This window comes from Ruegeria sp. EL01 (assembly GCF_900313035.1).
Taxonomy (GTDB): domain Bacteria; phylum Pseudomonadota; class Alphaproteobacteria; order Rhodobacterales; family Rhodobacteraceae; genus Ruegeria.
The window spans coordinates 55,206-68,329 of sequence record NZ_OMPS01000017.1; the positions used below are offsets into that span (position 1 = coordinate 55,206).

Here is a 13,124-nt window from a genome sequence, read left to right on the forward strand (position 1 = left end):
AATCGCAGTATTTTCGCGCGCTCATCGGATTTTGGGTTGGACATTGCGGGGCTCGTCCCCTAAACGCGCGTCGAACCTCGATAAAACGGAATATGAAACCCGGCTGGCAGCGAATCTGCTCGCCCTTAGTAGACAAAGGTTGAGACCATGGCTGTCCAACAGAACAAAGTTTCCAAGTCGCGCCGCAACAACCGCCGCGCGCACGACGCTCTGGTTGCTGCAAACCCGAACGAATGCGCCAACTGCGGTGAACTGAAGCGCCCGCACCACGTGTGCGCGTCCTGCGGCCATTATGACGATCGCGAAGTCGTCGCACAGGCCGACGAAATCGACCTGGACGAAGACGCGGCCTAAGCCTGATTGAACGCAGGCCAGGGAATGACTGAACAGCCCACGCAACCCGATCGGATCACCATCTCGGTTGACGCTATGGGTGGGGACTCTGGTCCTTCGGTCGTCATTGCAGGGCTTGCGCGATCCGCTAAGAAGAACCCGGAAATCGGGTTCATGCTGCACGGTCCAGAAGTTGCGCTGCGCAAACTAGTCGCCAAACGACGTGTCCTTGATGGGCGCGTCGTTTTTCGTGATTGTCCCGATGTCGTCACCATGGAGGACAAGCCCAGCCAGGTTGTGCGCAACGGCAAGCAGACCTCGATGTGGTCAGCATTGGAGGCCGTGCGCGATGGCGAGGCCCATGGTGCGGTGTCCTGTGGCAACACCGGAGCGTTGATGGCGCTGTCGATGATGCGCCTGCGCAAACTGCCGGGCGTAAACCGACCGGCCATTGCGATCCTGTGGCCATCACGAAATCCTCAGGGTTTTAACGTTATGCTGGATGTCGGCGCTGATGTACGCGCTGATGCCAAGGACCTGCTGCAATTTGCGCTGATGGGTGCGTCGTACGCCCGCAACGGGATGGCGCTGCACCGCCCTCGTATCGGCTTACTAAATGTGGGCACGGAAGAACACAAAGGTCGGCCCGAGCTTAAGGAAGCGCACGGCATGATCTCGGAATTCGCGGATCAGGCAAATTTTGACTTCGTGGGTTTCGTCGAAGGCAGCGACATTCCCGGCGATAAAGCAGATGTCATTGTGACGGACGGGTTTACCGGCAATGTCGCAATCAAAACCGGCGAAGGCACAGCAAGCTTGATCGGCGATCTGCTGCGCCAGGCCTTCAAATACAGCCCCCTGTCGCGTCTGGCATCGATCCTGGCGATCACGTCGCTGGGACGCCTGAAAAAGCGTATTGATCCGCGCCGTGTCAACGGTGGCGTGTTTTTGGGGCTGAATGGAACGGTTGTGAAATCCCACGGCGGGGCCGACGAAACAGGTGTGTCAGCGGCCGTAAAGCTGGCCTTTACCCTGGCAGAGTCCGGATTTGCGGAAAAATTGGCGGCACGGGTTGCATCGACTGCCCAGCTTGCACAAGATGCCGCGCAGGCTGCGCCGCAGACCGAAAAATAACAAAAAAGGCAGTACCCCAGAATGGCAAGCCGTTCAGTTGTTGTAGGTGTCGGGCATTACTTGCCGGAACGTGTCGTCCCTAATTCCGAGTTTGAAAAATCACTGGATACAACCGATGAGTGGATCCGCACCCGCTCGGGGATCGAACGCCGCCACTTCGCTGCCGAAGGTGAAACTACATCTGATCTGGCAACCAAAGCAGCCGAGGCTGCATTGAAAGATGCCGGGCTTCAAGCCGACGACATAGATGCCATCGTTCTGGCGACGTCGACGGCGGACCTGACATTTCCATCCGCCTCGACAATGGTTCAGGCGCGTCTGGGTATGACCAAAGGCTTCGCCTTTGACGTACAAGCGGTTTGTGCCGGTTTTGTCTTTGCCCTCAGCAACGCCAATGCACTGATCCTGTCCGGTCAGGCCAAACGCGTTCTGGTGATCGGCGCCGAGACGTTTTCGCGAATCATGGACTGGACCGACCGCTCTACCTGCGTTCTGTTCGGGGATGGCGCAGGCGCGTTGGTGCTGGAAGCACAAGAGGGTCAGGGAACTGCTGAGGATCGGGGTATTCTGTCCACCGATCTGAACTCGGACGGTCGGTACAAAGATTTGCTGTATGTTGATGGCGGCGTGTCGACGCAATCCACCGGTCATTTGCGGATGCAGGGCAATCAGGTGTTTCGCCATGCCGTTGAAAAGCTGTCAAAGACCGCGGAAACGGCCCTTGCGGGTGCCGGTCTAAGCAGCGCCGATGTGGACTGGATCGTCCCACATCAAGCCAATATCCGCATTATTCAGGGCACAGCCAAGAAAATGGGCCTGCCGATGGAAAACGTCGTGGTGACGGTTCAGGATCATGGCAATACCTCTGCGGCCTCGATTCCTTTGGCCATGTCCGTCGGCAAACAGCGCGGACAGATAAAGCCCGGTGATCTGATCGTGACCGAAGCCATAGGCGGGGGTCTGGCCTGGGGTGCCGTGGTTCTGCGCTGGTGACAGGCACTTTCCAGCTTACACAGCCGCTTGCAATTCATTGATATTGACAGCGAATTTCGCATCGCCCTATGCTTTACCATCAACAGGGGAAAAAGCATGGGCGACAAAACACTGACCCGAATGGATCTGAGCGAGGCCGTTTTTCGTGAAGTCGGTCTTTCACGCAATGAAAGCGCGCAGCTGGTCGAAAGCGTTCTTGATCACATGTCTGACGCGCTGGTGCGTGGGGAACAGGTCAAGATATCATCTTTTGGAACGTTCAGCGTTCGGGACAAAACCGCCCGCATCGGTCGCAACCCCAAAACCGGTGAAGAGGTTCCTATTCAGCCGCGTCGCGTGCTGACCTTCCGCCCGTCGCACCTGATGAAGGATCGCGTCGCGGCCGGGAACCGTAAGTAAGTAGATTCAGGACATAACGGTTATGAGCAAGTCCCCCGACGCCTTTCGCACCATCAGTGAAGTTGCGGATTGGCTCGGTGTTCAGGCACACGTTCTACGCTTCTGGGAAAGCCGGTTCACACAGGTGAAACCGGTCAAACGTGCTGGCGGACGTCGATATTACCGTCCGAATGACATGCGCCTTCTGGGCGGCATCAAACGGTTGCTGCATCAGGAAGGGATTACGATCAAAGGCGTTCAACGCATTTTGCGCGAACAGGGTGTGGCTCATGTGGCCTCGCTGTCTCCGAGCCTGGATGACATGCCCGAAACGGCAGACGCCGATAACGCAGTTGTTGTGCCCTTTTCATCCGAACAAGATGCAGCCCCATCGGCTGAGCAGATCCATATGGATCTTGAGAATACGGATGAACCGGCGACCCCACTGTCAGAACCTCAGAAATCTGCTGCGCCAGAATACTTGGATGAAGCCCCCTTGCTGGGTGGAATCGCAACGCAAGCCTGGAGCAAAACGCAGTTTGACGATCAGCTTTTGCGCCAGATTGCACCTCTTGCCAAAGATTTGCGTACCCTGTTGAATCGAATTGAGAACCGAGTGGCAGGATAGGTAAAAAGGCTTTGTTTTCCTCTTGCCCCTGCCGGGAAAGTCTTTATGAACACCTCAACGTCGGGCTATGGCGCAGCCTGGTAGCGCGTCCGTCTGGGGGACGGAAGGTCGCAGGTTCGAGTCCTGCTAGCCCGACCAAATCACACCGACGTTTATGGCAGACAGGCCAGATCCTCTTCTGTCTCAGAGGGGGAATAGAATGACAGGCGTGTGCCCTAATCAGCAGATCGAAGCAATGATCGAGCGTTGCGAAATCTTGGCCAGCCCAGACGTTTTGCCTGCGCAAATTCAACCAGCCAGCCTCGACCTTCGTTTAGGAACAGTGGCTTACCGCGTGCGCGCATCGTTTCTGGCTGGCGAAGGCCGAACAGTCGCGGATCGTCTGACCGAGTTTGAGATGCATCGCATCGACATCACCGACGGGGCCGTTCTGGAAAAAGGCTGCGTCTATCTTGTGCCGCTTATGGAATCTCTGGCGCTTCCGTCAGGCACAAATGCTGTGGCCAATGCCAAAAGCTCGACCGGCCGGTTGGACCTGCTCACCCGCACAATCACCGATGGCGGCACCGAGTTTGACCGGGTGCCCTCGGGGTACACCGGTCCGCTTTACGCCGAAATATGCCCGCGTTCTTTCTCGGTTCTGGTGCGCCCTGGAATGCGGCTGAACCAGATCCGGTTCCGTCAGGGTCAAGCCATTTTGTCGGATGATGAACTGAACACGCTACATGCAGACTCGCCTTTGGTGGACGGGCCCGCCGTAGTTCAGGACGGATTGGGGTTTTCGGTAGACCTGCAATTGCCGGATACAGATTTGGTCGGATACCGCGCCAAACCACATACAGGCGTGATCGATCTGGATCGCGTCTGTGGATATGATCCGCAGGATTACTGGGAAGAAGTACGTACCAAGGACGGTCGCATCATCCTGGACCCCGGCGCCTTCTACATCCTGGTCAGTCGCGAAGCGGTGCATATCCCACCCCTTTATGCAGCTGAAATGGCCCCCTACCTGGCGATGGTTGGCGAATTCCGCGTGCATTATGCCGGCTTCTTTGATCCCGGTTTTGGTCATGCCGAAGCAGGTGGCGCTGGCTCGCGTGGTGTTTTGGAAGTCCGCTGTCACGAAGCGCCCTTTGTGCTGGAGCACGGACAGGTTGTTGGCAGGCTGGTTTATGAACGCATGGCCGAAATGCCAACGCAGCTGTACGGTGCAGGCATTGCGTCGAACTATCAGGGTCAGGGCCTGAAATTGTCTAAGCATTTCAAGGCGCCAGGCTGATCTTCAGAACCTCATGAACCGGCGCATCTGACGGCTCAGTCGCCATATCTGTTTCATGTTCTGTTTTTGCCGTCCCGATCTTTCTGCCATCTGGCGCTTGGCTTCAGCATCACCGGGTGGTGCGGATGTATGGCCTGGTTTGCGGGAGGTCCGATCAGCCAGATCAAACCCTTTGTTCACGCCTCGCGTCACAAGGCGGCGGACCACCTGGCGCACGATCATGTCGATGATCCGATTTGCGTTCATCTGTCCAGCTCCGGTTTCTTGCCCCACAACATAAGCAATCTGTGCGGCAACAAAAGGGCTGATCGATCACTCTTCCTCGAACAGTTCGGTTTGATCCTCGTCCGCTTCGTCGTCGCTTCCTTCGCCGATTGGCATCGCACCCGGAGGTGGCCGGTTTTCCAGCAAGCCAGCTGCGCGCAATTCCTTAAGGCCCGGCAAGTCACGCGCATTTTCCAGCCCGAAATGGTCCAAAAACTGCGGCGTCACCACAAAGGTCACCGGACGGCCCGGTGTCATGCGACGGCGGCCCAGACGAATCCACTCCATTTCAAGGAGTTGATCAATGGTTCCACGCGACACCGACACGCCCCGGATCTCTTCGATTTCGGCCCGGGTACAGGGCTGATGATAGGCTACAATAGCCAAAGTTTCGATCGCGGCCCGGCTAAGCTTGCGGGTCTCAACGGTTTCCTTTTGCATCAGGAACCCCAGGTCGGGGGCGGTTCGAATGGCCCAGGCCTCACCCACCTTGACCACACGCACACCGCGCCCTTCATAGCGCTTTTGCAGAACTTCCACCGCTTGCGCCGCGTCGCTGCCATGAGGCATCCGTACTTCGAGATCGGCAATCGTCACGGGTTCAGCGCTGGCAAATAACACAGCCTCGACCATACGCTCCTGCTCAGCCAGCGGAGGCGCCCCGAACAGGGTGCCGGAGCCATCGTTTTTGGGGGCGTCAGTCAAGTCTCGGTCCTCTTGCGCAGTTGGATCGGCGCAAAGCTCTCGCTTTGCTTCATCTCCATATGTCCTTCTTTCACCAACTCCAGCGAGGCTGCAAACGTCGCCGCAGTGGCCGAGCGCTTGCGCACCGGATCAGCATCCCAGCCCTCGGGCAGATAGGTTTCCATATCAGTCCAGGTTCCGGCGAACCCGATCAGCGGGCGCATCCGTTCCAGCGCCTGTTCCATCGTGAACACCGCGTTACGGTCCATGACAAAGGGCCGGAATTCATCACGTGTGCGGATCCGTGCATAGCCCTGCATCAGGTCCAGCAACGTGGCGGAATACGTTACGGTGCGGATGCGGGTGACATCTTCGCCCTGCCCGCGCCGGAAGAAATCTCGCCCCAGTTGATCGCGCGCCATCAGGCGCGCCGCCGCATCGCGCATGGCCTGCAGACGTTCCAGTTGAAATGCCAGATGCGCCGCAAGTTCTTCGCCAGATGGGCCTTCGTCATCCGGGTCGGGCGGCAGCAACAAGCGGGACTTCAAGAAGGCCAGCCATGCGGCCATAACCAGATAATCCGCCGCCAATTCAATCCGCAACGCGCGAGCCTTTTCGACAAAGGCCAGGTATTGCTGAGCCAGTGCAAGAACGGAAATTTTGCGCAGATCGACCTTTTGCGTCCGTGACAATGTCAGCAGCACATCAAGCGGGCCTTCGAACCCGTCCACATCAACAATCAGCGCTTCGGCTGCAAGCCGATCCGCGACCGAGACCGGGTCTTCACTGAAAAGGTTATCGTTCATACACCTGCCCGCCCATTAGGCGGGATAGTTCCGCCTCGGCGGCCTGTATGTCAAGTTCCTGCGGGGCTTTGCGCATGGCCAAAGCCCGTTCCGCGCGGGTTTGTGCCGTGTCTGACATCTCGCCTGCAGCTTCCAAGACTGCGGCGCGTTCGGGCAAGGTTCCGTTACAATGAAGAACCACGTCACATCCCGCCTTCAAGGACAACCCGGCCAACTCGGACAACGACCCGCTGAGCGCTTTCATCGAAATGTCATCGGTCATCACCAGACCATCAAAGCCGATCTTATCGCGGATCAAGCCCATCATCGGCGCCGAAATCGTGGCTGGCTGCGGGTCGATCTGGTCGTATACCAAATGCGCCGTCATGCCCATTGGCAGGTCGTTCAACTCACGAAACGGAGCGAAATCGTTGTGCTCCAGCTCATCCAGCGACAGATCCACATGCGGCAGATCATGGTGGCTGTCCAAGGTCGCGCGGCCGTGGCCCGGGATGTGCTTTACAACCGGCAAGACGCTGCCATCCAGATGCCCTTGTGCAACGGCGCGACCGATCCGGGACGCGGTTTTGGCATCTGTCCCATAACAGCGGTTGCGCAAAAACGCATGCGTTTCCGGCTGGGCGACATCCACCATCGGCGCGCAATTGCTGTCGATCCCCAGAGAAAAAAGCTCATCCGCGATCAGCCGATACCGCAGATACATGGCCCTCTCGGCCTCATCCCCAGCCTGCATGGCATGATCCAGCGGTGACCTCCATTCGCGCGCCAAAGGTGCACGCAGGCGTTGGACCCGTCCACCTTCCTGATCAATGGTGATCGGGCAATTGCGCCCGACAGCCTCGCGGAAATCGTCGCACAAGGCGCGCACCTGATCAGCGCTTTCGATATTGCGAGAAAACAGGATAAACCCAAACGGGTTAATCTGGCGGAACAAGGCCCGTTCTTCCGGGTTTAGGCGTAGCCCTTCGGCATCGGTGATCGTGGCACCAAATGTCACCGCACCGCTACCGGGATACAATCAGCGCCCTGGGCGACCAAAGCGGCACAGAATTGGCGCGAGTCGCTCAGGTCTTCGAACCCAAGCACACGCAGTCGGTAGAAGGTGCGACCTCCACTTGAAGTTTGCTGAATAACACGTTGTTTCCCATTCATATATTCACCAAAGCGACCATCAAATCGCGCCCACTCCGCCTTTGCGACATCAGCGCTTTCATAAGCGCCGAGCTGCGCCATGCGTGTGCCCTTGCTCAGGGTGTCGGGATCGACATCAAGGCCAGCAGCGGCTTTGACGGCTGAGTTGATCGCATCTTCGGAAGTTTCGCTTGGCGACACCCTGCTACTGAACGCACGGGCCGGACGGTTATGTGGCCGCAAGGACCGACGCACGCCCGGCAGCGCTGCGATAGCAGGGTCTGGCAGCAATGCCGCCAAATCCACAGGGTCGATGGCCGGTTCTTCTGCTGGTGTTGACAGTGCAGCCAGTTGTATGCGTTGCTCTGTTGGGTGGCCCGATGAATCGGCTTGTCCGGCCAGTTCTGCAACCAGGGCATCCACCGCATTCTGACGCAATTCGGCAGCTTCTTTGTTAGAAATCGGCTCTTCAACCACATGGAGCGCCGGTGTCGGCCTCAACTCACCTGCCGGTAAATCCTCATCTGTGAGGGAAACCGGGCGCGGCGCAAGGATCAGACGATCCGCCGGGGCCGCGGCCGAGCCTTCGGCCGCGACAGCATTGACCGCAAGGCCCTGATGATCGGCAGGTGTTCCACCCGGATTTTCCGGTTGAATGCGCATCGGCCCTTCCGCCGCGCGCACTACGGGTACGCCGCTGACGTCGCGCATGACCAACTGATATCCCCAAACGGCGACACCTGCGACCAGCGCCAATGAGGCGACTGCGCCCAGCATATTGACGGCGCGACCCAACCCGGCTGCGCCGCGCGGGGGCTCATAATCTTGCATATCTTCGGGATAATCATACGCATCGTCAGAATACGCTTGATTCGTGTATTGCATCTGCTCGGGGCGCGTTTGCCCCGAGTAATCGTAACTCGACATATCCGCCTCACTGCCCGGTTGCGCCAGTAAAATAGGGCGCGCGGGTCATTTCTTGTCTGCCTCAGACCGGCGGTTCGGGCGATATTGGCTACCGCATCTCCTGCGCCGGAGTAACGCCAAGAATACCCAAGCCCGCTGAAATCACAACAGAAACGGAGCGCGCCAATGCGATTTTTGACTGACTTGTGGCTACATCGCCATCCTGAATAAAGCGCAATTGGGTTTCGTCATTGCCCTTATTCCACAGAGCGTGGAAATCCCCCGCAAGTTCATACAGATAGAATGCAACACGGTGCGGCTCATTCGTACGCGCAGCTATTTCGATCAAACGTGGCCATTCGGCCAGTTTCTTGGCAACCGTCAGTTCGGATACGTGATCAATCTTGCCAAGGTCAGCGCCTTTAAGGGCAGTATCCTGCGCGTCGATTCCAGCCTCAGCCGCGCGACGCAGCACGCTCATGACGCGGGCATGGGCGTATTGCACGTAGAACACGGGGTTCTCGCGGCTCTGCTCCAGCACCTTGTCGAAATCGAAATCCAATGGCGCGTCGTTCTTACGGGTCAGCATGACGAACCGCGTCACATCCGGCCCGACCTGATCGACCACATCGCGCAGGGTGACAAAGTTCCCTGCCCGTTTGGACATCTTGAACGGCTCGCCATTCTTCCACAGCTTCACCAGCTGGGTCAGCTTGATATCCAGCGAGACCTGACCATCTGAAAGAGCTGACACAGCGGCCTTCATCCGTTTCACATAGCCGCCATGGTCAGCGCCAAACACATCGATGAGCGCATCAAAACCACGGGTCACCTTGTCGTAGTGATAGGCGATATCCGGCGCAAAATAGGTCCAGCTGCCATCCGACTTCTTCACCGGGCGGTCTACATCGTCGCCATGTTCAGTCGATTTGAACAGCGTCTGCTCGCGCGGTTCCCAATCCTCGGGCTTTTTACCTTTTGGTGGCTCCAGCACGCCTTCGTAGATCAGGCCCTTGTCGGTCAGCGACTTCAGCGCAGCCTCAATCCGACCTGTGCCGTACAGCGACTTCTCCGAGAAGAACACGTCCATCTCGACGCCCAACGCCTTCAGGTCGGCGCGGATCAGGTCCATCATCGCTTCGGTCGAGAACTCACGCAGATCTTCCAGCCATTCGCTTTCGGGCTTGTCGATCAGGCTGTCGCCATACTTCTCTTTCAGCGCCTCACCGATCGGGATCAGATAATCGCCGGGATAAAGCCCTTCAGCGATCTCAGGGCTCAACCCGTTGGCCTCGCGATAACGTTCATAGGCCGAGCGCGCCAGCACATCGACCTGCGCGCCGCCATCGTTGATATAGTACTCGCGCGTCACCTCGTGACCGGAATAAGCCAGCAGGCTTGCCAGCGCGTCGCCAAAAACAGCACCCCGCGTATGGCCCACATGCAGAGGGCCGGTCGGGTTGGCCGAGACGTATTCCACGTTGACCTTCTGCCCATGCCCCATGGTCGAGCGGCCATAGTCAGTGCCCTGCTCCAACACTGCGGCCAGAACGCCTTGCCAAACCGATGGCGCAAGCCGCAAGTTAAGGAAACCAGGCCCTGCCACTTCGGCACTTATGATCCGGTCATCCGCCGCCAACTTTGCGGCTAACAGATCGGCAATGTCTCTCGGCTTCATCTTGGCGGGCTTCGCCAAAACCATCGCCGCGTTTGTCGCCATGTCTCCATGTGCCGCATCGCGCGGCGGTTCGACCGCCACGTTGTCAAAGCTGAGCCCATCGGGCAGAGCCCCGTCGGACTGCATCTGTGCCAGCGCATCCAGCACCAGGCCGCGGATCTCGGAAAACAGGTTCATTTCGGATGTCCTTTTGCTTGCCGGGCGGTTTATCACGCAAGGCGGCAAGGTCAATGCAAGCGATCGGTTTGGGCTTGGTTTCGCGTCAAAGCTCGCTAGTCTCGGCGCAGACCCAAGAACCGGAGATCGAACCATGCGCCTCATACTGCCGCTTAGCCTGCTGCTGACAACTGCGACACCGCTATGGGCTGACATGCCCTCTCCGCAAGGCCATGTGTTGCTAACGCTGGGCGGCGCCGTGACCCAGACCAACCAGCCCGCGCGCGGCGAAAATGATGGCGGGTTGCTTGGGTTTCTTGACGTTCAGCATAACGGTGCGGCAGGCTTTGACGCCGCGTTGTTGGATCAGCTTGAGCAAGTTGAGATCACCATCACCTATGGACCGGAAGGCAACCAACGCGACATCGCCTTTTCCGGCCCGTATCTTTCAGAAGTCATGAAAATGGCAGGGGCCGAGGGCAAGATGGCTAAGCCCATGGCCATGGACGGGTATCAGGCAGAAATTCCATGGGACAGCATCACTGCACATCAACCGATTGTCGCCACCCACGCGGATGGTGCGCCGATGGGAATCGGTGGCTATGGCCCAACAATGATCGTGTTCCCGCCCACTGATGACGCCGATCTTGAGCAAGAGCAATCAGGGCAACAGGTCTGGGCGCTGGCCTATATCGGGGTTGAGTGATCAGCCCCCATTAAGCCTTGCATGATCCTGCAGAGCAAAGCGATCCGTCATCCCTGCAATATAGTCCGAGACAATTCGCGCCAGCGCCGTCTCACTCTCTGCCGCCTCGATATCGTCGTGCCAACGCGCAGGCATTTGCTTGGGATCATGCAGATATATGGGAAACAGGTCCTCAACGACTTTGCTTACCTCGTCCCGAACAGTCATGACGCTGGGTGCGCGGTACATCCGCGTGAACAAAAAGGCCCTGATTTCTTTCAGCTGCGCCCAAAGATCATCGGAAAACCGGATCACCGGGTAGCCAATGTTGCGAATATCTTCGACCGTTCGCGCACCTGACCCAGCAAGCAAATCGGCGGATGTATCGATGACATCGGCCACCATAACGCCGAACACGCGGCGCAACGCCTCGTGGCGTCGACGATAGGCTTCTAAACCTAGGTATTTGCGGTCAACTTCCGCATAGCAATCCCCAACAATAGGCAATTGCCCGATGTCGTCATCGGAGAATAACCCGGCCCGCAGCCCATCCAGCAGATCGTGGTTGTTGTAGGCGATGTCGTCGGACAACGCCGCGACCTGCGCTTCGGCACTGGCATGCGTGTGCAGCTCCAGGTCAAAATGTTCGTTGAACTCCGCCAGTGCCCAGGGCAGTTCACCCAGTACCGGACCGTTGTGTTTGGCAATACCTTCAAGGCACTCCCACGTCAGATTGCAACCATCAAAACCGGCATAGTGACGTTCCAGCTTGGTCACGATCCGAATGGCTTGGGCATTATGGTCGAACCCGCCATAGGGCTTCATCAGCGCGTGCAACGCATCTTCCCCGGTGTGGCCAAATGGTGTGTGCCCAAGGTCATGGGCCAGGGCAACCGCTTCGGTCAATTCGGGATTCAATCTCAGCGCACCCGCAATCGTACGCGCCACCTGAGCCACTTCAATCGAATGGGTCAGTCGTGTACGGTAGTTGTCACCCTCATGTTCCACAAACACCTGCGTTTTGTGTTTGAGCCGCCGGAAGGCACTCGCATGAATAATCCGATCCCGGTCGCGTTGAAAGCACGTCCGGAAACTGCTTTCTTCCTCCGGCACAAGCCGCCCCCTTGCGCGGCCTGGATCGGAGGCAAAACCTGCTCGCTCCAATGGTCTTGTCCTTGTCGCCTGTCCTTGTACTTTCTATATTGTAGAGCGTAGAGGAAAGAAACCTTTGGAGTCCGGCATGAATCTGCCCCCATCAGTCACAGAACGCGCCTTTGAACGGCTCGCCGAAATCGGCGCCGCGGATCAGGGTCAGGCCCTGCGCGTCGCGGTAGAAGGCGGCGGGTGTTCCGGATTTCAATACGAGATCGCGCTGGATGAGCCGAAAGAAGATGATCTGGTGTTGGAAGGCAAAGGTCAGAAGGTGATCGTAGATTCGATTTCGCTACCATTTCTAGAAAACGCCGTCATCGATTTCACGCAGGAGCTGATCGGTGCGCGCTTTGTGATCAACAATCCCAATGCCACCTCATCCTGCGGCTGCGGCACATCATTTTCCATGTGATCGCCCGTTGGGCTATGCCCCAAACCCCCAGGATATTTTCAGCCAGATGAAGCAGGGGTCCACTCTCGGATAGTTGCGCTGTGTGAAACGTCTCGAACCTTTTGCACGCTAGGTCGGAAATTCTGAATCTGATCATGGGAGCGCCTCTTGCAATTCTGACCCAAACCTCAAGCATTTCTGACCCAATGGCGGGAGTGCGGACATGGACGAAACCGCTCTCGCGGTATTGGCGCTTGTGGCGAGTGATGCACACTAAATGGACGCTACGATTTTGTAGATGGGCGCGCCTGTCTGACGATTGGGACCTTCTCAATCTGATGACAGGAGGTTCCGATGACGGACCAGTATGTGCCTGCGCTGCGCCAGCGTTTTCTCGAAGACATGCGGATCAAGGGGCTGCAGCCCAAGACGCAGACGATGTACCTGCGGGCGATGCGCGACTTCACGCGGTTTCTCGGGCACTCGCCGGACACAGCGACACCGGAAGAGCTCAGGGCGTTCCAAC

16 protein-coding genes and 1 tRNA gene are annotated in these 13,124 nt (G+C 57.8%); 10 read left to right on the plus strand and 7 right to left on the minus strand.

What is annotated here, in order from left to right:
* Window positions 1–147: 147 nt before the first annotated feature.
* The 7 genes from rpmF (at window position 148) to D9K61_RS09390 (ending at window position 4,745) form a co-directional block, all read left to right on the plus strand.
* The gene (gene rpmF / locus D9K61_RS09360) at window positions 148–354 is read left to right on the plus strand and encodes a 50S ribosomal protein L32 (protein ID WP_037316137.1); all 207 of its coding nucleotides are present in this window, start codon (window positions 148–150) and stop codon (window positions 352–354) included.
* 24 nt (window positions 355–378) lie between these two features.
* Window positions 379–1,467 (plus strand): phosphate acyltransferase PlsX, encoded by a 1,089-nt coding sequence (plsX, locus tag D9K61_RS09365; RefSeq protein ID WP_120632987.1) that lies wholly within the window; start codon window positions 379–381, stop codon window positions 1,465–1,467.
* Window positions 1,468–1,488: 21 nt separating this feature from the next.
* Window positions 1,489–2,460, plus strand: a complete 972-nt coding sequence (locus tag D9K61_RS09370; protein WP_120632988.1) for a beta-ketoacyl-ACP synthase III — start codon at window positions 1,489–1,491, stop codon at window positions 2,458–2,460.
* A gap of 96 nt (window positions 2,461–2,556) precedes the next feature.
* On the plus strand, window positions 2,557–2,859 hold the full coding sequence (gene ihfA, locus D9K61_RS09375) for an integration host factor subunit alpha (protein WP_120633007.1): 303 nt from the start codon (window positions 2,557–2,559) through the stop codon (window positions 2,857–2,859).
* Between the two features lie 22 nt (window positions 2,860–2,881).
* Window positions 2,882–3,466 (plus strand): MerR family transcriptional regulator, encoded by a 585-nt coding sequence (locus D9K61_RS09380; RefSeq protein WP_120632989.1) that lies wholly within the window; start codon window positions 2,882–2,884, stop codon window positions 3,464–3,466.
* 61 nt (window positions 3,467–3,527) lie between these two features.
* Window positions 3,528–3,604, plus strand: a tRNA-Pro gene (locus tag D9K61_RS09385).
* Between the two features lie 61 nt (window positions 3,605–3,665).
* The gene (locus D9K61_RS09390) at window positions 3,666–4,745 is read left to right on the plus strand and encodes a 2'-deoxycytidine 5'-triphosphate deaminase (RefSeq protein ID WP_120632990.1); all 1,080 of its coding nucleotides are present in this window, start codon (window positions 3,666–3,668) and stop codon (window positions 4,743–4,745) included.
* A gap of 3 nt (window positions 4,746–4,748) precedes the next feature.
* Here D9K61_RS09390 and D9K61_RS09395 read toward each other — a convergent pair whose 3' ends face one another.
* The 6 genes from D9K61_RS09395 to argS form a co-directional block, all read right to left on the minus strand.
* Complete coding sequence (locus tag D9K61_RS09395) at window positions 4,749–4,991, minus strand: hypothetical protein (RefSeq protein ID WP_120632991.1); 243 nt, start codon at window positions 4,989–4,991, stop codon at window positions 4,749–4,751.
* Between the two features lie 66 nt (window positions 4,992–5,057).
* Complete coding sequence (gene scpB, locus D9K61_RS09400) at window positions 5,058–5,714, minus strand: SMC-Scp complex subunit ScpB (RefSeq protein ID WP_120632992.1); 657 nt, start codon at window positions 5,712–5,714, stop codon at window positions 5,058–5,060.
* Window positions 5,711–6,499 (minus strand): ScpA family protein, encoded by a 789-nt coding sequence (locus D9K61_RS09405; protein WP_120632993.1) that lies wholly within the window; start codon window positions 6,497–6,499, stop codon window positions 5,711–5,713. The genes scpB and D9K61_RS09405 overlap by 4 nt, the downstream gene beginning before the upstream one ends.
* Window positions 6,489–7,496 (minus strand): beta-N-acetylhexosaminidase, encoded by a 1,008-nt coding sequence (gene nagZ, locus D9K61_RS09410; RefSeq protein WP_120632994.1) that lies wholly within the window; start codon window positions 7,494–7,496, stop codon window positions 6,489–6,491. Before nagZ ends, D9K61_RS09405 begins: the two co-directional genes overlap by 11 nt.
* Window positions 7,493–8,557, minus strand: a complete 1,065-nt coding sequence (locus D9K61_RS09415; RefSeq protein WP_120632995.1) for an SPOR domain-containing protein — start codon at window positions 8,555–8,557, stop codon at window positions 7,493–7,495. The genes nagZ and D9K61_RS09415 overlap by 4 nt, the downstream gene beginning before the upstream one ends.
* 88 nt (window positions 8,558–8,645) lie before the next feature.
* Window positions 8,646–10,391: an arginine--tRNA ligase gene (gene argS / locus D9K61_RS09420; RefSeq protein ID WP_120632996.1), complete on the minus strand. Its 1,746-nt coding sequence runs from the start codon at window positions 10,389–10,391 to the stop codon at window positions 8,646–8,648.
* A 133-nt stretch (window positions 10,392–10,524) separates the two neighbouring features.
* Here argS and D9K61_RS09425 point away from each other — a divergent pair, with 133 nt between their 5' ends.
* Window positions 10,525–11,076, plus strand: a complete 552-nt coding sequence (locus tag D9K61_RS09425) for a hypothetical protein (protein WP_120633008.1) — start codon at window positions 10,525–10,527, stop codon at window positions 11,074–11,076.
* Here D9K61_RS09425 and D9K61_RS09430 read toward each other — a convergent pair whose 3' ends face one another.
* Window positions 11,077–12,219: a deoxyguanosinetriphosphate triphosphohydrolase gene (locus D9K61_RS09430; protein ID WP_120632997.1), complete on the minus strand. Its 1,143-nt coding sequence runs from the start codon at window positions 12,217–12,219 to the stop codon at window positions 11,077–11,079. It abuts the gene before it with no gap.
* Window positions 12,220–12,295: 76 nt separating this feature from the next.
* On the opposite strand from D9K61_RS09430, the gene D9K61_RS09435 reads away from it, so the two are divergent.
* Window positions 12,296–12,619, plus strand: coding sequence for an iron-sulfur cluster assembly accessory protein (locus D9K61_RS09435; protein ID WP_120632998.1), 324 nt, complete (start codon window positions 12,296–12,298; stop codon window positions 12,617–12,619).
* A gap of 333 nt (window positions 12,620–12,952) precedes the next feature.
* On the plus strand, window positions 12,953–13,124 hold a 172-nt coding region (locus D9K61_RS27680; protein ID WP_174235089.1), incomplete at its 3' end, for a phage integrase N-terminal SAM-like domain-containing protein.

What these genes read in the sequence shown, in the direction of transcription:
- rpmF (WP_037316137.1), top strand. Translation starts at nt 148, where the DNA reads ATGGCTGTCCAACAGAACAAAGTTTCCAAGTCGCGCCGCAACAACCGC.
- plsX (WP_120632987.1), top strand. Translation starts at nt 379, where the DNA reads ATGACTGAACAGCCCACGCAACCCGATCGGATCACCATCTCGGTTGAC.
- D9K61_RS09370 (WP_120632988.1), top strand. Translation starts at nt 1,489, where the DNA reads ATGGCAAGCCGTTCAGTTGTTGTAGGTGTCGGGCATTACTTGCCGGAA.
- ihfA (WP_120633007.1), top strand. Translation starts at nt 2,557, where the DNA reads ATGGGCGACAAAACACTGACCCGAATGGATCTGAGCGAGGCCGTTTTT.
- D9K61_RS09380 (WP_120632989.1), top strand. Translation starts at nt 2,882, where the DNA reads ATGAGCAAGTCCCCCGACGCCTTTCGCACCATCAGTGAAGTTGCGGAT.
- D9K61_RS09390 (WP_120632990.1), top strand. Translation starts at nt 3,666, where the DNA reads ATGACAGGCGTGTGCCCTAATCAGCAGATCGAAGCAATGATCGAGCGT.
- D9K61_RS09395 (WP_120632991.1), bottom strand. Translation starts at nt 4,991, where the DNA reads ATGAACGCAAATCGGATCATCGACATGATCGTGCGCCAGGTGGTCCGC.
- D9K61_RS09405 (WP_120632993.1), bottom strand. Translation starts at nt 6,499, where the DNA reads ATGAACGATAACCTTTTCAGTGAAGACCCGGTCTCGGTCGCGGATCGG.
- D9K61_RS09415 (WP_120632995.1), bottom strand. Translation starts at nt 8,557, where the DNA reads ATGTCGAGTTACGATTACTCGGGGCAAACGCGCCCCGAGCAGATGCAA.
- argS (WP_120632996.1), bottom strand. Translation starts at nt 10,391, where the DNA reads ATGAACCTGTTTTCCGAGATCCGCGGCCTGGTGCTGGATGCGCTGGCA.
- D9K61_RS09425 (WP_120633008.1), top strand. Translation starts at nt 10,525, where the DNA reads ATGCGCCTCATACTGCCGCTTAGCCTGCTGCTGACAACTGCGACACCG.
- D9K61_RS09435 (WP_120632998.1), top strand. Translation starts at nt 12,296, where the DNA reads ATGAATCTGCCCCCATCAGTCACAGAACGCGCCTTTGAACGGCTCGCC.